Source organism: Allobosea sp. UNC402CLCol (assembly GCF_000745475.1).
In the GTDB taxonomy this organism is placed as follows: Bacteria; Pseudomonadota; Alphaproteobacteria; order Rhizobiales; family Beijerinckiaceae; genus Allobosea; species Allobosea spartocytisi.
The window spans coordinates 188345-206834 of sequence record NZ_JQJJ01000008.1 but is presented as its reverse complement, the minus strand read 5'-3'; the positions used below and the strand labels follow the sequence as shown (position 1 = coordinate 206834).

At 65.5% G+C, this 18490-nt stretch carries 17 protein-coding genes; 7 read left to right on the top strand and 10 right to left on the bottom strand.

All coding sequences use genetic code 11. From position 1 onward, the window contains the following. Positions 1–44: 44 nt before the first annotated feature. Entirely contained in the window at positions 45–668 is a 624-nt protein-coding gene (locus tag GY40_RS02980) for a recombinase family protein (RefSeq protein WP_038358576.1), read from the bottom strand. Positions 669–870: 202 nt separating this feature from the next. Between GY40_RS02980 and GY40_RS02975 the strand changes: the two genes are divergently transcribed. After that, positions 871–1071: a hypothetical protein gene (locus GY40_RS02975; protein WP_038358574.1), complete on the top strand. Its 201-nt coding sequence runs from the start codon at positions 871–873 to the stop codon at positions 1069–1071. 198 nt (positions 1072–1269) lie between these two features. Here GY40_RS02975 and GY40_RS26940 read toward each other — a convergent pair whose 3' ends face one another. The 5 genes from GY40_RS26940 to murI form a co-directional block, all read right to left on the bottom strand. Next, on the bottom strand, positions 1270–2328 hold the full coding sequence (locus tag GY40_RS26940) for a YaaC family protein (protein WP_156115848.1): 1059 nt from the start codon (positions 2326–2328) through the stop codon (positions 1270–1272). Then, positions 2329–3018: a hypothetical protein gene (locus tag GY40_RS02965; protein ID WP_038358570.1), complete on the bottom strand. Its 690-nt coding sequence runs from the start codon at positions 3016–3018 to the stop codon at positions 2329–2331. Positions 3019–3324: 306 nt separating this feature from the next. Further along, positions 3325–3942, bottom strand: a complete 618-nt coding sequence (gene rpsD, locus GY40_RS02960) for a 30S ribosomal protein S4 (RefSeq protein ID WP_038358568.1) — start codon at positions 3940–3942, stop codon at positions 3325–3327. 204 nt (positions 3943–4146) lie between these two features. After that, a complete protein-coding gene (locus tag GY40_RS02955; RefSeq protein ID WP_038358566.1) occupies positions 4147–4392 on the bottom strand; it encodes a hypothetical protein in 246 nt (81 codons plus the stop codon). Positions 4393–4454: 62 nt separating this feature from the next. Further along, entirely contained in the window at positions 4455–5321 is an 867-nt protein-coding gene (gene murI / locus GY40_RS02950) for a glutamate racemase (RefSeq protein ID WP_038358564.1), read from the bottom strand. Positions 5322–5457: 136 nt separating this feature from the next. On the opposite strand from murI, the gene GY40_RS02945 reads away from it, so the two are divergent. Then, a complete protein-coding gene (locus tag GY40_RS02945) occupies positions 5458–6384 on the top strand; it encodes a bifunctional helix-turn-helix transcriptional regulator/GNAT family N-acetyltransferase (protein ID WP_038358562.1) in 927 nt (308 codons plus the stop codon). 150 nt (positions 6385–6534) lie between these two features. On the opposite strand, the gene GY40_RS02940 is transcribed toward GY40_RS02945, so the two are convergent. Further along, positions 6535–7869 carry a flavin monoamine oxidase family protein gene (locus GY40_RS02940; RefSeq protein ID WP_038358559.1) on the bottom strand — a complete coding sequence of 445 codons (1335 nt, stop codon included), beginning with the start codon at positions 7867–7869 and terminating at the stop codon, positions 6535–6537. 299 nt (positions 7870–8168) lie between these two features. Here GY40_RS02940 and GY40_RS02935 point away from each other — a divergent pair, with 299 nt between their 5' ends. Next, positions 8169–10469 carry a TonB-dependent hemoglobin/transferrin/lactoferrin family receptor gene (locus tag GY40_RS02935; RefSeq protein WP_051987460.1) on the top strand — a complete coding sequence of 767 codons (2301 nt, stop codon included), beginning with the start codon at positions 8169–8171 and terminating at the stop codon, positions 10467–10469. Positions 10470–10648: 179 nt separating this feature from the next. On the opposite strand, the gene GY40_RS02930 is transcribed toward GY40_RS02935, so the two are convergent. From GY40_RS02930 to GY40_RS02920, 3 genes are all read right to left on the bottom strand, one after another. Further along, a complete protein-coding gene (locus GY40_RS02930) occupies positions 10649–11476 on the bottom strand; it encodes an RNA methyltransferase (protein ID WP_038358554.1) in 828 nt (275 codons plus the stop codon). A gap of 180 nt (positions 11477–11656) precedes the next feature. Beyond that, on the bottom strand, positions 11657–12796 hold the full coding sequence (locus GY40_RS02925; RefSeq protein ID WP_081925081.1) for a dipeptidase: 1140 nt from the start codon (positions 12794–12796) through the stop codon (positions 11657–11659). Positions 12797–12990: 194 nt separating this feature from the next. Continuing rightward, on the bottom strand, positions 12991–14241 hold the full coding sequence (locus GY40_RS02920) for an NAD(P)/FAD-dependent oxidoreductase (protein WP_038358553.1): 1251 nt from the start codon (positions 14239–14241) through the stop codon (positions 12991–12993). A gap of 277 nt (positions 14242–14518) precedes the next feature. Between GY40_RS02920 and GY40_RS02915 the strand changes: the two genes are divergently transcribed. The 4 genes from GY40_RS02915 to purB all read left to right on the top strand — a co-directional run bounded on the left by GY40_RS02915 (position 14519) and on the right by purB (position 18471). Beyond that, positions 14519–15478 (top strand): hypothetical protein, encoded by a 960-nt coding sequence (locus GY40_RS02915; RefSeq protein ID WP_038358550.1) that lies wholly within the window; start codon positions 14519–14521, stop codon positions 15476–15478. Between the two features lie 75 nt (positions 15479–15553). Further along, a complete protein-coding gene (locus GY40_RS02910; RefSeq protein WP_038358548.1) occupies positions 15554–16237 on the top strand; it encodes a glutathione S-transferase family protein in 684 nt (227 codons plus the stop codon). A 100-nt stretch (positions 16238–16337) separates the two neighbouring features. After that, a complete protein-coding gene (gene rpe / locus GY40_RS02905) occupies positions 16338–17015 on the top strand; it encodes a ribulose-phosphate 3-epimerase (RefSeq protein WP_038358546.1) in 678 nt (225 codons plus the stop codon). Positions 17016–17163: 148 nt separating this feature from the next. Next, positions 17164–18471: an adenylosuccinate lyase gene (gene purB / locus GY40_RS02900; protein ID WP_038358543.1), complete on the top strand. Its 1308-nt coding sequence runs from the start codon at positions 17164–17166 to the stop codon at positions 18469–18471. Positions 18472–18490 lie beyond the last annotated feature (19 nt).

Here is an 18490-nt window from a genome sequence, read left to right as displayed (position 1 = left end):
CTGACGGGCTCTTGCAGGTGACCTGAAGGCGCTCGGTGGCCGGCTTATCCCGAAGCTCCTGCTACTTCTTTAGCGATCTTCGCCACCTGTCCCCGACTACACCCGGTGATTGCCTGCACCTTCGACCACGGCATTCCGGCCTTGAGCAATGAGGTGATGTTGTCGTTACGCTCAGTGTTCACCGGGCGGCCCTTGTATCGACCTTCTGCCTTGGCCTTCGCCTGCCCCTGAGCCTGCCTGCGACGGCGGTCCTCGTAATCCTTTCGGGCGATGGCGGCGAGCATGTCCAGCATCATCGCGTTGATGGCGTCGAACATCCGTACCGTGAACTCATCGGCCTTGGGGTCCGCCATGGCCCAGCTAGTCGGTAGGTCTAGGGCGACGACGCGGACGTGGCGGGAGGCCAACTCCGCCTTGAGCTTGGTCCAGTCCTCGGCATTGAGGCGGGAGAGCCGGTCCACCTGCTCAATGAGGAGGACATCCCCCGGCCTGCTATCGGCCAGCAGCCGGAATAACTCCGGGCGCTGGAGGGATGCCCCGCTCTCGTTCTCCGTGTAGGTGGCAGCGATGGTAAGGCCCCGCTCGCTGGCGAATGCCTCAACCTGTTCACGGGCGCGGCTGGCGTCCTGCTCTGCGGTGGAAGCTCTGAGATAGGCCCGAACGAACATGGACACCGCCTCCGGTCTCTTTTGGATAGGTCGGTATCTATTGGTATTCTAAGGATAGGTCAATAAGTCTTTTTAGGCTCCTGCCGGCTGGTCTCCCGTGGGTGTACCCAAAGTGGCAGCCTGCCTTGCCGCGAATGGCCCGTGCGGCAGCGCGTAGAGGCGAAGAGCGGTGATAGGCTGTATGCGACTCACAGGAGGCGTCATGACCGATCATCTCCCCCCAACGATAGGTGTTCCGCTCACCCCCGCCACCTTCTCTCAACTGACCTTCAAGCTCAGGGCGAGTGCGGTCAGGCTGATGGAAGAGGCCCGGCTTGCGGGAAGGAAGCGAGAGGTGCGCTTCTATGAGGTAAGACTGCGAAGGATCGACGCTGATATCGCCAAATACGGGATGCAGCGTTAAGCCGTGGCGAGCCCTCCCGGCTAGGCCAGTACCTGCCTCCCGCCGCAACGCCCTGTGTCCTTCCGACTGACAACGGCAAGAGGCCCTTCAGGCCCCCGGCAGGTTCCCGTGATGGTGGCCCACAGGAAACGCGAGGGGCCACGGGGGGAGATAGGGACGCGGCCGGAGAAGGGAGGGCTTTCAGATTTTTGCGGCTGATTATTCCGTGCGCGGGGACATACTTACCTCTCTCAAAAAGTCCAAAACGGTTTCTGGATACACGCTTTCTATTAGGTCGATTGCGGCCGTCAGTGTTGGCAGCGCTGCATCGTTGATTTGACCACGCGACAACGCTGTCCATTGAGTGGGGTAGTAGCGAACTAGCATCCCTAGTAGGTAAGAGAGCACAAACAGAGTTGAGATTTTCGACAGGGTTGTTCCCGCCGAATAGGCGGCGACTAGCCAGACGTCTCCTATGTTCATCATCCTTCGGTCGATAAGGTCGGTCATCCCTGGGCTCTTAGAGACTTCGGGTGGCCCGACCAGCGTGGCCTTGTCGTGGCTCTCATACTGAACGACGAACTCAGAGTTCACGCAGAGCATTTTTGCGTCCGTGATCGCGGTGGCGCCGTATCCTTTTTTGATTTTGATAGAGAGAAGGCCATCTGTCGTGGTTGTGTTCTCGATCTGAGCACTAAGGAAGTGGTCGCGCCAACGTCGGTGGTGAGTTTGAATGTCGGGTATGCGAGATAAGATGTCGCCTAGCCCCAGCGTCGTTCCTGCCGGTATTTCGGGTGACACAAACGTGTAGTTGACTCCGCTGGAGTTGTGCCGAAGTAGCGATCTGCATCCCGTAGCTTTGCAGAGGTCGGCTAGGGCGCCAGATTGTAGCGTCCGGACTTCCAACGAGGCAAAATCAGGATTGTCTGCGCTTAGGTGGCGCCCCCACTCGCTGATGGCTAACCCGTGGCTTGGCGTTAAGGCGACTTCTCTTAATCCTCGGCTCAGAAACAATGTCAGGCCGCGAGAAAGGCTAAGAACTCCATAGTAAAGTAATAGAGGTTTGACCGCTAAATCAGCGGATCGAGCTGAGCGAAAATAAGCGTTCGCGTGGCTAATCGGAGCCGCAACCTCACGGCTATGGCGAGTGCCCATCTCTCTGTTGTGTTTCGCTTCATAAGCTCGCTTCACAAGCTCGAACGACTCGTAGTTCGCAAGCTCGTCCCAACTATTTGTTCCCACGAAGACACCCCCCAATCGCCCGTCAAAGCGTGGCACTTAATGCCGCGCTTCCTCCGCGCCCTGCATCTCCACCTCAAAGCAAATTAGCTGACCGAATAGCGGCGCTTTCCGCAAATCCTCATCGTACCCCCATCCCGACTTCCGCTTCTCCTTCCGGCCCTCCAAAACCCCCAACCATGTCAGCGGTCGCAACACTCGCGACACCATGGCGAACTCCGGCAGGTCGGGCCTCGGTATCTCCCCGATGGTGTCCATGATCGTGCATGCCTGCATGAGGTCCCCGGCGCTGGACCAGCTATGCGCGGTGACTGACAGGCTCCAGAGGACCACGCCCATATGGTGCTGCGGCCAGAAGTCGATAGGGTTCCTGTCGAAGTCTTGAAGGTTCACCTTCCAGAACACCGCTTCAAACAGTTCAGCTAACAGGGCAGGGGCCGCTTCAGGGGCAAGCAGGGCCTTACCCACCTTGGTCGCCTTCAGGACCCCTGAGCGTTTCCGGAGGAGCCCCGCAGCTTGTAGCGTCACCCGCGTGAAGAGGACCCCGTAAGCATCTTGCTCGTTGATGACCTTGTTCATCTCTAGCGTGGTGGCTTTGTCGTATCCCGGCCATTCCGTCTGGTCGAAGACATGCCAGACATCGACACGCTTCAGGGCTCCCGCAGGAGTGAGGACGAGGCCGTTCTTCTCCACGGCAAGGGCTAGCAGGAGCCTTGCGGCATGGACCATGGGGACCTGAAGGGCAGCCTCCACGGGGACGTTGTAGGGCGTGAGGCGGAGAGCCTGCGGGACCCTGCCAGCCGGCTCTAGGAGCGCCTTGAGGGAGCGGGGCTGAAGATGCGCCCAAGCGGGAGGGGGAGTCGTCACGCTGGGAGCGTAGGCGGGCCGGAGCGAAGGCTCAACAGCCGGGCCGAGAATGCGCTCGCAAAAAGCGTGGAGGGGAAAACGTGTGGGGTGGCGTGTGGGGGAAGGCAAAAACTCGCCGTCCCCCAAATCGTTGAAAATAAACGGGAATTAGACCCCGTTCCGAACGTATTACCGCGAGTAGAACTCGATGACGAGGTTCGGTTCCATCTGCACCGCATAGGGCACGTCCGTCAGCGTGGGCGTGCGGGTGTAGGTGGCGGTGAACTTGGTGTGGTCGGCGTCGATGTAGTCGGGAACGTCGCGCTCGGCGAGGGCGGCGGACTCGATGACGATGGCCAGCTGCTTCGACGAGTCCTTGACCGCGATCACGTCGCCCGGCTTCACCTGATAGGAGGCGATGTTGACGCGCTTGCCGTTCACGGTGATGTGGCCGTGGTTGACGAACTGGCGGGCGGCGAAGACGGTCGGCACGAACTTGGCGCGGTAGATCACCGCGTCGAGGCGGCGCTCGAGCAGGCCGATCAGGTTCTCGCCCGAATCGCCCTTGAGGCGGATCGCCTCGGCGTAATAGCGGCGGAACTGCTTCTCGGAGATCGAGCCGTAATAGCCCTTCAGCTTCTGCTTGGCGCGCAGCTGCGTGCCGAAGTCAGACGGCTTGCCCTTGCGGCGCTGGCCGTGCTGGCCGGGGCCGTATTCACGACGGTTGACCGGGGACTTCGGGCGGCCCCAGATGTTCTGACCGAGACGGCGGTCAATCTTATATTTGGCCTCATGGCGCTTCGACATGTCGCGTGTCCTCTCAGGTTCGCGAGTTGAGGACCGCGCCCTCCTGCTCCCCTGCGATTGGCTGGGGCGACAGATCCGGCTTCCGAAGGAAAGCGGATCACGGGTGCGGAAAAAGCCACGCGGCCCCGTGAGGAGCCGCGTGACGAAGGGCCGTATGACGGAAAGCCGGCTTCGAGTCAATTCCGGGCTGGCCGGAAACGGGCATCAGCGCCAGTGGCGATGATGCCGGTGGTGATGACGATAATGGTGATGGCGCGGGTGGTGCTTGTACCAGCCGTAATGATGGCCGCGATGCCAGCCGTAATGACGGCGCGGGCCATGACGATAGATGGCATGGTGCCCGTGGCCCCTGTGCCAGCCATGGGGCTTCGCCTGCGCCTCGGAGCCGGCGCCGAAACCGGCGAAGGCGAAACCGATGGCGAGCGCCAGCAGCAACAGCAACTTTCTCATGAGCTTTCGTTCCTCGGTGAGGGTCGCCACCGTCGCAACGCGCGGAGTGCGGCGGAGTTCCGTCAGTTCGTCAGCGGCATCGGCTCGATGGCGACCTGCGCGAGGCCATAGCCGGCCAGCGCGATGCGCAGCGGCCCCGTCAGGCCGGAGCCGTCGGTGAAGACGGCTGTCGCGTCGAGGCCGACCGGGCTGCCGTCTCTCGCTGCCGGCAGGAGGTCGGCGACACGGCGCGCGATCGCCGGCGCCGGGTCGATCCATTCGACGGGCCAGGGCGCCAGCCGCTTCATCCGCTCGAGCAGCAAGGGATAATGCGTGCAGGAGAGTGTGACGATGTCGGTGCGGCGGCCTTCCGTCTCGAGGAAGCAGGGGGCGATCTCGGCGCGCAGGACCGCGTCGTCGACGGTCTCACCCTTGAGCGCCTGCTCGGCGAGGCCGGCGAGCCGCGTCGCGCCGACGAGCGTGACATGGTGCCCGGCGGCGTAGGTCTCGATCAGCTCGCGGGTGTAGTCGCGCGCCACGGTGCCGGGCGTCGCCAGCACCGAGATCAGACCGCTGCGGGTCGCCGCCGCAGCCGGCTTGATTGCCGGGACGGTGCCGACGAAGGGGATGGCGAAGCGGGCCCGGAGCGCCGGCAGCACCAGCGTCGAGGCGGTATTGCAGGCGATCACCGCGAGATCGGGGTGAAAGCGCGCGACGAGGCGCTCCATGACGGCGAGGACGCGGGCGACGAGCTCCTCCTCGCTCAGGCGGCCATAGGGGAAACCGGCGTCGTCGGCGGCGTAGACGATATGCGCAGCCGGGCAGGCATGCGTGGCGCGTCCGAGCACGGTCAGGCCGCCGAGCCCGGAATCGAAGACGAGGATGGTGGGTTGGGGGCGGGGGGCCACAAGCGGGCGATAACCCGTTCCGGCGAGAAGATCGACCTGCATGACTACGCCGCGAAACGTCAAAGCCCGATTCCGCCAGAGAGCCGTTAAGCGACAGTCAATGCCGCCTGAAGCGGCTGTTTCAAATTTAGTTGACTTTGTCCACTAAATTGACCTTCGCTCGCGGCGGGAGGATGCCATGACCGCAAGCGAAGCAGCGGCTGTCGCAGCCATTCGCCGGTTCGGCCGGTTTCATACGCGCTGGATCGGCGCGCTGGGCGGCAATCTGCATGACTCGGGCTTCGCGCTGACCGAGGCGCGGGTGCTCTATGAATTGGCGCAGCGGGATGGCTGCCTCGCGGTCGAGCTGGGGCGCGACCTCGATCTCGATCCCGCCTATCTCTCGCGCATCCTGAAGCGCTTCGAGGCGCAGGGCTGGCTCGACCGACAGCGCTCGGACGCCGACGGGCGCGCCTTTCGCCTGCGGCTCACGCGGGCCGGGCAGGCCGCCTTTCGGCCCCTCGACGAAGCGTCGCAAGCGCAGGCCGAGGCGATCCTGGCGCGGCTCTCGCCAACGGAATGCGGCAGGCTCGTCAGCGCGCTCGCTGATACGCAGGCGCTTCTGTCCGGCGAGAGGGCAACCAGGTCGCGACCTGTGATCCGCGAACATCGCGCCGGGGATATCGGCTGGGTGGTTTCCGCCCATGGCCGGCTCTATGCCGAGGAGTACGGCTGGGACCTGAGTTTCGAGGCGCTGGTCGCCGAGATCGCAGCGCAATTCCTGCGCGAGTTCAAGCCGGGACGCGAGCGCTGCTTCATCGCCGAGCTTGATGGCGAGCCGGTCGGCTCGAGCTTCGTGGTCGCGGAGGATGCGGCGACCGCCAAGCTGAGGCTCGTGCTGGTGGAGAAGCGCGCGCAGGGGCTGGGCCTCGGCAAGGCGCTGGTGCGGGAGGCGATCGGCTTCGCCCGCGCGGCGGGATACCGGCGCATGGTGCTGTGGACGAACGATATCCTGCATGCGGCGCGGGCCATTTATATTGCCGAAGGCTTCAAGCTGGTCGCAGAGGAGCGGCACCATTCCTTCGGACAGGATCTGGTGGGGCAGAACTGGGAACTGGCCCTTTAAGATCGTCCTGATTTTGGACAGAACCACGCCGTCATCCGGGCTTGACCCGGGATCCATGCCAGAGCGCTTCCGAGGAAGGTTCAGGCATGGATCCCGGCTCTCCGCTTCGCTTCGGCCGGAATGACCGCATTGTCCTTGAAAGAGCAGCTTTCAGACCTTCAGCCGAGCCAGCGTCGTGGCCGCCGCGCGTCCTGCCAGCGTCGCGCCGCCGACCGTCATGGCGCCGCCGCCGGCCGTGGCCTCGCCGGCGATGAGGAGGCGTCCGCCGATCGGCTGGGCGAGGGCGTCGCGCGCCGCGTCGTGGCCGGGGTCGCAGACGGAGTAGGCGCCGCGTGCGAAGGGATCGGTCCACCAGGCGGGGAAGGAGACGGCCTTCACGGTCTTGCGGAACTCGGACCCGATCATCGTCGCCAGCAGCTCCGTGGCATGGGCCTTGGCCTCGTCAGGCCCGGCCTGCGAGAGCTGGCGCGCGAAATCGCCGCCGCAATAGCCGATGACGAGATCCTTGCCATCCGGATACATGTCGAAATTGATCATCCCCTCGGGCTTGCCGGATTCGAGGAAGCTCGCGCCCGGCGTGATGCCGAAGCGGTCTCCCTCGACCTTGAGGGCGATCTTGGTCAGGGCGCCCATATGGAGGCCGGCCAGCGCATCGCGCGTCGCAGCCGGCAAGGCGGGGGTGAAGCGGATCGTCTCCGCCTTCAGCACGCCGACCGGCACCGTGAGGATGCAGATCCTGGCCTTTAGCGTGCCCGAGCGGGAGGTGACCGTCACGCCGCTTCCGCTCCAGTCGATGGCCTCGACCGGTTCGTTCAGGCGGATGTCGAGACCGGCGGCTGAACGCGCGACGAGATTGCCGTAGCCGGAAGGCACGACGAGGTCGTCACCGGACCAGAGCCGCTGGTAATCCCGGGCCGAGATGCGGCTGGACTCCTCGCCAATCGAGAGCAGGAGGCCGGAGGTGGCGACCGGCGCCATGTCGGGGCCGAGATCGCCGAGCAATTCGGCGATGGAGAGGTCGCGGGAGCCGATATCGACCGTCTCCAGCCGGCGGTCGATCTGCCTGAAGGCATCGCGCCGGCGCCGCCGGTCGGCGTCGGGCATGGGGCGGCCATCAGCGAAGACCCGGAAGCCGCCGCCCATGGGCTCGGGGGCCGTCTCGACGCCGAGCTCACGGGCGAGGCCGACCCAGGGATTGCGCTCGGCCCAATGGATGAACATCGCGCCGGCGTCGTAGCTGGGGCCGAGCGAGGCGTCGGTGTAAGCGCGCCCGCCGACCCGGCCGCGGGCCTCCAGCACGGTGACGCTGCGCCCGGCCGCCTTCACCGCCCGGGCAGCGGCGATGCCGGCCGCGCCGGCTCCGATCACGACGACGTCGGTGTCCGCCGCGCGGGCTCTGCCGCCGGCGATCGAGAACGCCGCCGCCATGGCGCTGCCTCCCGTCAAGAGCTTGCGTCGATCGAGCGTGGCGTAGCGAGCGTTCATGACACGAAGATGCGCGGCTTTTCGCAGGAGGCAATGACGCGCGGCGTCACAGTCCGCTCCTGCGCGATCACGAGATCGGGAGCCGAATTCGGCGCGGCCGCTGGCGCGCGGCAGTTCTACATTAGAATAGTTATTTATTGGATCGATTCTATAGTTTTGCTTTGCGGTGCATAGTAATTGACAGAATCTTTTGCAAACAATATCGGGATTGAAGTCTTATCTTCTCGTAAGGCGCTGTTTATATTCATTTTAATCTGCCGATGATGGCCGGGACGGGCCAGGCAGGATGGGACTGGGCGATGGGCGTGTATTTCGGCAAGCTGCGCGGGGGCGTGGCCCTTGGAACCTTGGTGCTGGCGCTGGCGGCCTCGTCGGCAGAGGCGCAACAACAACGTCGTCAGCAGCAGGCGGCCGCGAATACGCAGCCGAATGCCGGCGATGCGCCCGTGGTGCTGGACCAGATCAATGTGCAGGGCGAGGGCGTGCCCGGCGGGGCGCTGCTCAACGGGCCGACGACGACCCGCGTGACGCGCCAGGAGCTCGATCGCGAGCAGGTCCAGAACCTCACCGACCTGGCGAACCGCGTCGAGGCCGGCATCACCTTCAACCGCCAGAACAACTCGCTCAACATCCGCGGCCTCGACGGGGCGCGCGTGCTGACGACGATCGACGGCATCCGCCAGCCCTTCCTGATCGACACGCGCATCAATCGCGGCGCCCAGAACGCCTTCGATTTCGACTCGCTTTCGACGCTGGACCTGCTGCGCGGCGGCAGCGGCGCCAGCACGCTCGGCAGCGGTGCTCTCGGTGGAGCGCTGGCGGTGCGCACGCTCGACCCGGAGGATCTGCTGCGCAATGGCCGCTCCTATGGCGCGCTCGCCAAGACCGGCTATGACAGCACCGACCGGGCCTGGTTCGGCAGCGCCGCGGCGGCGGCCCGGATAGGGAACACCTCCGTCCTGCTGCAGGGCGGCTTCCGCGACGGCCACGAGATCGACAACAAGGGCAACGTCAAGACGATCGGCGCGACGCGCACCGCGCCCAATCCGGGCGACTTCAACCAGTACAGCTTCCTCGGCAAGATCTATCAGGAGGTCGGCGAGCACCGCTTCGGCCTCACCGGCGAATTCTTCAAACGCGCCGACCGTACCCAGATTCGCAACAACACCGTTTCGCTTACCGGCAACTTCCGCCCCGGCTCCTATGAATCGGGCGAGGATGTCGAGCGCAACCGCGTTTCGCTGAGCTACGACTACAAGCTGCCGGGAGCCTTTATCGACGAAGCGCATGCGACGCTCTACTGGCAGCGGCTGAAGCGCAACGACATCACCAACGCCTGGCGCTACACCAGCATCATCGGGCCCTATGCCCGCAACAACCAGAACGAAGAGAATTCCTACGGCTTCAACGGCTATCTGCTGAAGAACTTCCAGACCGGCATGGCGTCGCATCGCCTGATGCTCGGCACGGAATTGCGGATGTCCTCGCTCGAGCAATACTCGGCCGGCGTCGACAACTGCCCGGCCAGGCCGGCCTCGGGTGTCTTCACAGGGGCGCTGACCACCTGCAACAACCTCCACACCAATCAGGCCGACCAGCCGAAGGTCGACGGAAAGCTCGTCGGCCTCTACGCGCATGACGAGATCGGCCTCATCGACAACCGCCTGCGCATCACGCCTGGTGTCCGCTTCGACTGGTATGAGGAAGTGCCGCAGAACACCCCGGCCTACTTTGCGGGCGGCTCGCGGCCGACGAGTCTGCCGCCGTCCTCCAGCGATTCCGGCTGGTCGCCGCGCATCCGGCTCGAATACGACATCCTGAAGAACGCGCCCTGGGTGAAGGACGTCACCGTTTTCGCGCAATGGGCCAAGACCTTCCGTGCGCCGACGGCGGACGAGCTCTATGGCCGCTTCGGCGGGCCCGCCACCTATCTGCGCACCGGCAACCCGAATCTGCGCCCTGAAATCGGCAACGGCATCGATGTCGGCATGCGCTTCGGCGACAAGCAGCTCGGCGGCTCGATCACCTATTTCCACACCAACTACCGCAACTTCATCGATACCTACCAGATTCAGGCGGCGGGCGTCGGTGGGCTCTATCAGCAGGGCGGCATCACCGGCTACCGGAACATCAACCGCGCCGAGATCCAGGGCGTCGAGATCAACGGGCAATACGCCTTCGCGCCGAACTGGCTGGTGCGCGGCTCCTTCGCCTATACCCGCGGCCAGAACAAGGACGACGACAGCTTCCTGAACTCGATCCCGCCGGTGCAGGGCATCGTCGCCGTCGCCTATGGCACCGATCGCTGGGGCGCCGAGGTCTCGGCCAAGATGGCGGGCAAGCGCGATGACGTCTCGACGACCGCGACGACGCCGCCGACCACCGGCTTCAAGGCACCGGGCTATGCGCTGTTCAACGCCTCGGCCTGGTGGCGCCCGGCGCCCGAGATCGCGGATCTTGAATTCCAGATCGGCGTCTACAACATCTTCGATCGCAAGTACTGGGATGCGGTCAACGTCCCGCTCTCGCGGCCCCAGGCGCGCGATTACTACAGCGAGCCGGGCCGCACCGTGAAGGCGACGATGAAGTATCAATTCTGACCGGGACGTTTCGAGACCCCCCGACCAGCAGGAGAGGCCGGCCCTTCAGGGCCGGCCTTTTTCGTTCAGGAGGCGTCATTCTCGGACGGAGCGAAGCGCAGATCCGAGAATCTTTTCCCGAAAGAGGAGCCGTTTCCGCTCGGAGATGCTCGGGTCAAGCCCGAGCATGACGGCGCTCGTCAGCTTTCGGACTGCTCCGGCTCGCTCGCCTGCCGGGCCAGCAACCGCGCTTTCTTCGGCCCCTCGACTAGCGACTTGAAGACGCCGCGCAGCGTCCGCGCCTCCTGCTCGGTCATGTCGAGGCGGTGGAGGATGTCGCGCAGATTGGCGGTCATGACCGGCTTCTTGCCGGGCGGAAAGAAACCGCTGATGTCGAGTTCGCCTTCGAGATAGTCGAACATCGAGAGGATCGTCTCCCGCTTGGCGGGCGGGGAGGGGTTGTTCTCGCGGAAGGGCGGTTCGCCGCCGGTGGTCTTGAACCATTCATAGCCGGTGAGCAGCACGGCCTGGGCGAGGTTGAGCGAGGCGAAGGCCGGATTGACCGGGAAGGTCAGGATCGCGTCGGCGAAGCTGATCTCCTCATTGGTCAGGCCGATACGCTCGCGCCCGAACAGGATGCCGACGCGCTCGCCGCCGCCGACACGCCCGGCGATCTCCGGCATCGCCTCGGCGGGGGTCAGCACGCGCTTCATCTGGCCGCGCTCGCGGGCGGTGGTGGCGAGCACATGGTTGAGATCGGCGACCGCTTCCGCCGCGCTTGCATAGAGGCGGGCGTTCTCGAGGATATGGGTGGCGCCGGAGGCGGCGGCGGTCGCGCCCTTCTTCAGCCCGCCGCCGGTCGGCCAGCCGTCGCGCGGCGCGACAAGGCGCATTTCGGAGAGACCGAAATTCGCCATGGCCCGCGCGCACATGCCGATATTCTCGGCGAGCTGCGGCTCGACCAGAATGACGACGGGGGCGGGCGCCTGGTGGGCGGGGCGGGTGCGGTCGGTGCCGGAACCGGTCATGGGAGAATGAGATCTTGTCTTCGTGAGGCTCACGTCACGGCCAGGATCGGCGGGCGCGACGGCAAGCTCATACGTCATGCTCGCCCTTGTGGCGAGCATCCACGTCCTGCACAGGACCTTGGGTCAAGGAAGACGTGGATGGTCGGGACAAGCCCGGCCATGACGTGAAGAGCGGCGATTTCAGTCGGCCTCAGCCTCGACCGCGCGCAACACCCGCAGCGTGTTGCCGCCGGCGAGCTTGGCCAGATTCTCCTCGGACCAGCCGCGGCGGATCAGCTCGGCGATCACGTTCGGGAAGGTCGAGGTGTCCTCCAGCCCGTCCGGATTGACCCAGCCGAAGAAATCCGAGCCGATGCCGACATGGTCGTGGCCGATGCGCTTGGCCAGGTAGTCGAGATGGTCGCAATATTGGGAGACCGTCGCCTGCGGGCGCGGTCCGGCTTTGGCGACGATCTCGGCCTCGACCTTGGCGTAGTCCATCGTGTCGGGGGTCTTGCCATACTGGTCCTTCGCCGGGCGGTGCCAGTCGCGCGAGGCCTGGCTGATGAAGTCCGGCACGAAGGTCGCCATGACGACGCCACCATTGCCAGGGACCCGGTCGAGCACGTCGTCAGGGACGTTGCGCGGATGGTCGCAAAGCGAGAAGGCATTGGAGTGCGACCAGAACACGGGCGCGCGCGTGACGTCGAGAACGTCATGCATCGCCTTCGGGGCGACATGGGCGAGGTCGACGACCATGCCCAGCCGGTTCATCCGCCGGACGACCCGCATGCCGAAGGAGGAGAGGCCGTCATGCCGCGGGGCGTCGGTGGCCGAGTCGCACCAGTCGGTCGTGTCGTTGTGGCAGAGCGTCATCAGGCGCACGCCGAGATCGTAATAGGCGTCGAGCGCGTCGAGCTCGTTCTCGAGCGCGGAACCGTTCTCGATCGTCATGAACAGGGCGATACGCCCCTCCGCCTTCGCCGCCTCGACATCATCAGCCGAGAGGCCGGGCCGGAAGACATCGTCGTGCTGCTTGAGGATGCTGCGCATCAGTGCGATCTGGGCGAGCGCGAAACCGGCGGGGTTGGGCTGGTTCGGCGGGACATAGGCTGCGAAGAACTGGCCGGCGAGCTTGCCCGCCTGCATGCGCGGGATATCGGTGTCGACTTGCGGATGGACCTTGTCGAGCCCATAGGCCGCGACATCGCCCTTGGCGTTGCGGTCCTTGCGGATGACATAGGGCAGGTCGTTGTGCCCGTCGATCAGCGGCACGCGGTCGAGCAGGGCGAGCGCGGCAATGTAGGCATTGTCCTGGACGGGCGGTTTCGCGAGGGCCATGGCGGGGTCTCGGAGGGAATCGGAAGCGCCATCGTGGCAGGCCGGCTCGCGGCAGGCGAGAGGGCAGGGCGCAGGGCCGCCATCCGCAAGGCGTCATGCTCGGGGTCCGACCCGAGCATCTCGAGCAGGAGAGGAGGCCTTTTCCGCGAAGAGCTTCTCGGGCCCGGCAAGCGCGGCCCCGAGAATGGCGCCTGTCAGACGAACCGCGACGGCGCGAAGGGCGACGGATCGACGAACACCTTCTGCCCCGTCACCATCTCCGCCATCATGCGGCCGGTGACGGCGGCCAGCGTCAGCCCGTGATGGGCGTGGCCGAAGGAGAACCACAGGTTCTTGTGCTTCGGGGCCGGGCCGATGATCGGCATCATGTCGGGGGTGCAAGGCCGGCGGCCGAGCCAGGGTTCGGCATCGAGGCGCTCGCCCAGCGGGAACAGCGTCTTGGCGATCGGCTCGGCGCGGGCGAGCTGCACCGGCGTCTTGGGCGCGTCGCGGTCGGCGAATTCGGCGCCGGTGGTCAGGCGGATGCCCTGCAGCATCGGGGCGAGGAAATAGCCGCGCTCGGTGTCGAGGACGGGGTGGTTGAGCACGGCATTGCCCAGCGGCTTGTAGTGCATGTGGTAGCCGCGCTTGACGGCGAGCGGCAGGCGATAGCCGAGCTGGTTGGTCAGGACGTCGGCCCAGGGGCCGAGCGCGACGACGACATCCTTGGCGATGGCCTTGGTGCCGTCGGCGAGGGTGACGCTCCATTCGGCGCCGTTCTGCGCCAGGGTCGTGGCATCGCCGATGGCGAGCTTGCCGCCGAGCTTCTCGAACAGCGCGACATAGGCCTTCGACAGCCCGAGCGGATCGACGACGGTGGTCGGGTCGGTCCAGTGCAGGCCGCCGATCAGGCTGTCATGGTCGAGATGCGGCTCTTCGGCCTTGAGCGTCGCCCTGTCGAGGGCGCGGTAGTTCAGGCCGAATTCGCGGTTCCAGCGGGCGGCCTCGGCGAGGCGGGTGTCGCGCTCCTTCTCGGTGCGAAACACCTTCATCCAGCCGTCGCGGCGCAACAGGCCGGTGGCGCCGGCTTCCTGGGCGAGGGCGTCGTGCTCGGTGACGCAATGCTCGATCAGCTTCGCGTATTGATGGGCGATGGCCTCGTGCTGCGAGGCGCGCGAATGCATCCAGTAGGAGAACAGGAAGGGGGCGAGCTTCGGGATCGCGCTCCAATGGTAGGATGCGTCGATGGTGTTGTTCATCGCGTAGCGGAACAGCGCGCCGAAATCATGCGGGAAGCCGTAAGGGTAGACGCCTTCGCGCTGGATCAGGCCGGCATTGCCATAGCTGGTTTCCTCGCCCGGCGCGCGCCGGTCGATCAACAGCGTGGAGCGGCCCGCCTTTTGCTGGTGGAGCGCCACCGAAATACCGACGATGCCCGCGCCGAGAACGATCGTATCCACACGCATGGCCTGCTCCCGCCAACCCCTGTTTCCAGCTCTTTGCCGAGCAAAATACTGCTTTGCGCCGGCTTGTCAGCGGCGTGGCGAATTTTTGCGGCATATCGGCTGATCTTTCGCAATTTCTGCGCCAACTTCCGCAATTCCATCGTTTCACCGGCCATTTTGGCGATGTCCTTGCAATTTCATGCCGACGCAAGGGGTGCCTGCAGGATTAGCGGATGACGCCGCGGCGCCGTTCGGCCACTGTGCGGCACGATTTGCGAATGATTCCAGCGCGGTGCCGATGAATCCAGCAACCCTTCCCGCCGCCGGGCTCGCCTGGCTCGGGCGTTACGGCACGCAAGGTTTCGCGCTCTCGATCTTTCTCGGCCTGGCGCTGCCGCAATTCTCGGCGGCGGCGCGGCCGGTGCTGCCGATCACGATCTTCTGCTTCACCACGGTCGTTTTCCTGCGCCTCGACCTTGCCGTCACGGCGAAGCTGCTCAGGCGCCCGGCGAAACTCGCCGCCGCCTGCCTGTGGCTGATCGCCGGGCCGGTGCTGCTGATCGGCGGCGCGCTGCTGCTGGTCGGGCGGGAAAGCCTCGATCCGGGCATCGTGCTGGGGCTCGCCATCATGGGCGCGGCGCCGCCGATCATGTCCTCGCCGGCGGTCGCGATCCTCTACGGTTTCGAGCCGTCTCTCATCATCGCGAGCGTGATCGCGGCGACGATCGCGAGCCCGATCATCGCCCCCTTCCTCGTCGAATTGCTGGCCGGTGCCGCCGTGCCGCTCGACCGCTGGGTGCTGGCGCTGCGCCTGCTGATCTTCATCGGCGGCGGCATGGCGGTCGCCTCGCTGCTGCGCTGGTGGCTCGGCTTCGCCAGGATCAAGGCGATGAAGGCCAATCTCGATGGCTTCGGCGTGCTGATGTATTTCATCTTCGCCATCGCCGCGATGGATGGCGTCACCCATGCCGCGATCGCCAATCCCAGGCTCGTGCTGTTCGTGCTGGCCTGCGTCTTCGCCGTCTCGGCCGCGGGGCTCATCAGTTCCTGGTTGGTGCTGCGACTGCTGCCGGGCTCGGAGCGCTTCATGATCGGCTATGGCAGCGGCCAGCGAAACATGGGCCTCATCGTCGCCGCGCTGGGGGCGGGCGTCTCGCCGACGACCTTCCTGTTCTTCGCGCTGGCGCAGTTCCCGATCTATCTGCTGCCCTGGTTGCTGCGCGGGCTGGCCGCCCGGATTCGGCGCCAGGAGGCTTAGAGGCTCTCAGTCGGGCTGCTGACGGGCGCTGACGCGCCGCCTTGCGAGGTTTTCGCCATCGCAGGAGTTCGCGCCATGATCACATTGTATTCCGGGCCGCTGAGCCTGTTCGCCCGCAAGGTCGAGATCGCCTTGAGGGAGAAGGGCCTCGCCTTCGAGCGCGTCATGGTGCCGTTCAACCAGACGACGGGCTATGATCCGAAGCATCCGGAGGTGCTGGCGCTCAATCCGAAGGGCCAGGTGCCGGTGCTCAGCGATTGCGGGCTCGTGCTCTACGATTCCACCGTCATCCTCGAATATCTCGACGAGGCCTATCCCGAGCCTTCCTTGATGCCGGCGACGCCGGTCGAGCGGGCGCGCTGCCGGCTCGATGAGCTCTATGCCGACGAGATCATGCTGCAGGCACTGAAGCCGCTGATGCATCGCACCGGGCCGCCATCGCCGGACCGCGACCGCCGCATCGTGCAGGAGGCCGACGCGCTGATCGCGGAGGAGGCGCTGGCGCGGCATTACGAGGTACTGGAGCAGAAGCTGGCGGGGCGGGATTTCTTCGGCGGCAGGCTCGCGACCGCCGATATCGCGCTGTTCATGAGCGTGCTGTTTTCGCTGCGGCTCGGCGGGCCGCCGCTCGACGGCTATCCCGGTCTTTCCGCCTGGTTCGCGCGGCTGCGGCAGCGGCCGGCCTTCGTGCAGGTCGCGGCCGAGATCGCGGAGGCAGACAGGCGGCTGTCCTTTCCGGTGAAATCGCGCTTCGCCTGATTGCAGCGGGGCCGTAGCGGGGCAAGTTTTTTGGCTTGCCGCATCTTTTTTGCGGAAAACCGGTTCCCACTTTTCCGCATGATGCGTTAAACCGCCCGCCATGACCCGCCCGATCCGCATTGCCCCTTCGATCCTCTCGGCCGATTTCGCCAAGCTGGGCGAGGAGGTGCGCGCGATCGACGCGGCCGGTGCCGACTGGATCCATTGCGATGTGATGGACGGGCATTTCGTGCCCAACATCACCTTCGGCCCCGATGTGCTGAAGGCGATCCGCCCGCACACCCGGAAGTTCTTCGACGTGCATCTGATGATCGCGCCCGTCGACCCCTATGTCGAAGCCTTCGCCAAGGCCGGCGCCGACCTGATCTCCTTCCATGTCGAGGCCGGCCCGCATCCGCATCGCACGCTGCAGGCGATCAAGGCGCAGGGGAAGCAGGCCGGCATCGTGCTCAACCCGGGCACGCCGGCGAGCGCCGTCGAGGCGCTGATTCAGGATGTCGATCTCATCCTGCTGATGACCGTCAATCCGGGCTTCGGTGGCCAGAGCTTCATCCGCTCGGTGGTCGAGAAGGTCGCGCAGGTGAAGGCGCTGATCGGCGACCGGCCGATCACACTGGAGATCGATGGCGGGGTGACGCCCGAGACCGCGCCGCTGGTCGCCAAGGCCGGCGCCGATACGCTGGTCGCGGGCTCGGCCGTGTTCAAGGGCGGGCCTTCGGCCTATGCCGGCAATATCGAAGCGATCCGCAAGGCGGCCGAGGCCGCGCGGGGCGACTAGGTTTAGTTGAGAGGTTTCCGTCATCCGGGCGGAGCGAAGCGCAGACCCGGAATCCATCGTAGAGCGTTTTGCCCTATGATGGATTCCGGATCTGCGCCGCTTCGCGGCTTGTCCGGAATGACGGCGGTTTGAACGTGAAAGGCTTGCGATGATCCCGCGCTATTCCCGCCCCGAGATGGTCGCCATCTGGGAGCCGCAGACCCGGTTCCGGATCTGGTTCGAGATCGAGGCGCACGCCACCGACAAGCTCGCCGAGCTCGGTGTCGTGCCGAAGGAGGCCGCCGCGACGATCTGGGCCAAGGCGAAGGACGTCGAATTCGACGTCGCCCGCATCGACGAGATCGAGCGCGTCACCAAGCATGACGTCATCGCCTTCCTGACGCATCTGGCCGAGATCGTCGGGCCGGAGGCGCGCTTCGTCCACCAGGGCATGACCTCCTCGGACATCCTCGACACCACGCTCTCGGTCCAGCTCGCGCGGGCGACCGATCTCCTGATCGCCGATGTCGACGCGCTGCTCGCCGCGATCAGGCGCCGGGCCTTCGAGCACAAGCTCACCCCGACGATCGGCCGCTCGCACGGCATCCATGCCGAGCCGGTGACCTTCGGGCTCAAGCTCGCCCAGGCCTATGCCGAATTCGATCGCTGCCGGGCGCGGCTCGTGGCGGCGCGGGCGGAGATCGCGACCTGCGCCATCTCCGGTGCGGTCGGCACCTTCGCGAACATCAATCCGCAGGTCGAAGCCTATGTCGCGCAGAAGATGGGGCTGACGGTCGAGCCGGTCTCGACGCAGGTGATCCCGCGCGACCGGCATGCGATGTATTTCGCGACGCTCGGCGTCGTCGCCTCCTGCATCGAGCGGCTGGCCACGGAGATCCGCCATCTGCAGCGCACCGAAGTCTACGAGGCGGAGGAGTATTTCTCGCCGGGCCAGAAGGGCTCCTCGGCGATGCCGCACAAGCGCAACCCCGTCCTGACCGAGAACCTGACCGGCCTTGCCCGGCTCGTGCGCGGCATGGTCACGCCGGCGCTCGAGAACGTCGCACTCTGGCACGAGCGCGACATCTCGCATTCCTCGGTCGAGCGCATGATCGGGCCCGACGCGACGGTGACGCTCGATTTCGCGCTGGCGCGCCTCACCGGCGTCGTCGACAAGCTGCTGATCTATCCGCAGAACATGCGCAAGAACCTCGACAAGCTCGGCGGCCTGCACAATTCACAGCGCGTGCTGTTGGCGCTGACCCAGGCCGGGGCGAGCCGCGAGGATTCCTATGCCATGGTCCAGCGCAACGCGATGCGCACCTGGGAGCATGGCGAGGACTTCCTGACCAACCTGCTCGCCGACAAGGATGTGGCGGAAAAGCTCTCGGCCTCCGAGCTCAAGGCGATGTTCGACGAGGGCTATCACTTCAAGCATGTCGACACGATCTTCCGGCGGGTGTTCGGTGAGGGCTGAACGTGGGCGATCGGTGGGC

Excerpts from the sequence above, each read along its gene's own strand:
- purB (WP_038358543.1), top strand. The coding sequence starts at position 17,164 with ATGATCCCGCGCTATTCCCGCCCCGAGATGGTCGCCATCTGGGAGCCG.
- GY40_RS02975 (WP_038358574.1), top strand. The coding sequence starts at position 871 with ATGACCGATCATCTCCCCCCAACGATAGGTGTTCCGCTCACCCCCGCC.
- GY40_RS02935 (WP_051987460.1), top strand. The coding sequence starts at position 8,169 with ATGGGCGTGTATTTCGGCAAGCTGCGCGGGGGCGTGGCCCTTGGAACC.
- GY40_RS02945 (WP_038358562.1), top strand. The coding sequence starts at position 5,458 with ATGACCGCAAGCGAAGCAGCGGCTGTCGCAGCCATTCGCCGGTTCGGC.
- rpsD (WP_038358568.1), bottom strand. The coding sequence starts at position 3,942 with ATGTCGAAGCGCCATGAGGCCAAATATAAGATTGACCGCCGTCTCGGT.
- GY40_RS02915 (WP_038358550.1), top strand. The coding sequence starts at position 14,519 with ATGAATCCAGCAACCCTTCCCGCCGCCGGGCTCGCCTGGCTCGGGCGT.
- GY40_RS02955 (WP_038358566.1), bottom strand. The coding sequence starts at position 4,392 with ATGAGAAAGTTGCTGTTGCTGCTGGCGCTCGCCATCGGTTTCGCCTTC.
- GY40_RS02925 (WP_081925081.1), bottom strand. The coding sequence starts at position 12,796 with ATGGCCCTCGCGAAACCGCCCGTCCAGGACAATGCCTACATTGCCGCG.
- GY40_RS02910 (WP_038358548.1), top strand. The coding sequence starts at position 15,554 with ATGATCACATTGTATTCCGGGCCGCTGAGCCTGTTCGCCCGCAAGGTC.
- GY40_RS02965 (WP_038358570.1), bottom strand. The coding sequence starts at position 3,018 with ATGGTCCATGCCGCAAGGCTCCTGCTAGCCCTTGCCGTGGAGAAGAAC.
- GY40_RS02980 (WP_038358576.1), bottom strand. The coding sequence starts at position 668 with ATGTTCGTTCGGGCCTATCTCAGAGCTTCCACCGCAGAGCAGGACGCC.
- rpe (WP_038358546.1), top strand. The coding sequence starts at position 16,338 with ATGACCCGCCCGATCCGCATTGCCCCTTCGATCCTCTCGGCCGATTTC.
- GY40_RS02920 (WP_038358553.1), bottom strand. The coding sequence starts at position 14,241 with ATGCGTGTGGATACGATCGTTCTCGGCGCGGGCATCGTCGGTATTTCG.
- GY40_RS02940 (WP_038358559.1), bottom strand. The coding sequence starts at position 7,869 with ATGAACGCTCGCTACGCCACGCTCGATCGACGCAAGCTCTTGACGGGA.
- murI (WP_038358564.1), bottom strand. The coding sequence starts at position 5,321 with ATGCAGGTCGATCTTCTCGCCGGAACGGGTTATCGCCCGCTTGTGGCC.
- GY40_RS02930 (WP_038358554.1), bottom strand. The coding sequence starts at position 11,476 with ATGACCGGTTCCGGCACCGACCGCACCCGCCCCGCCCACCAGGCGCCC.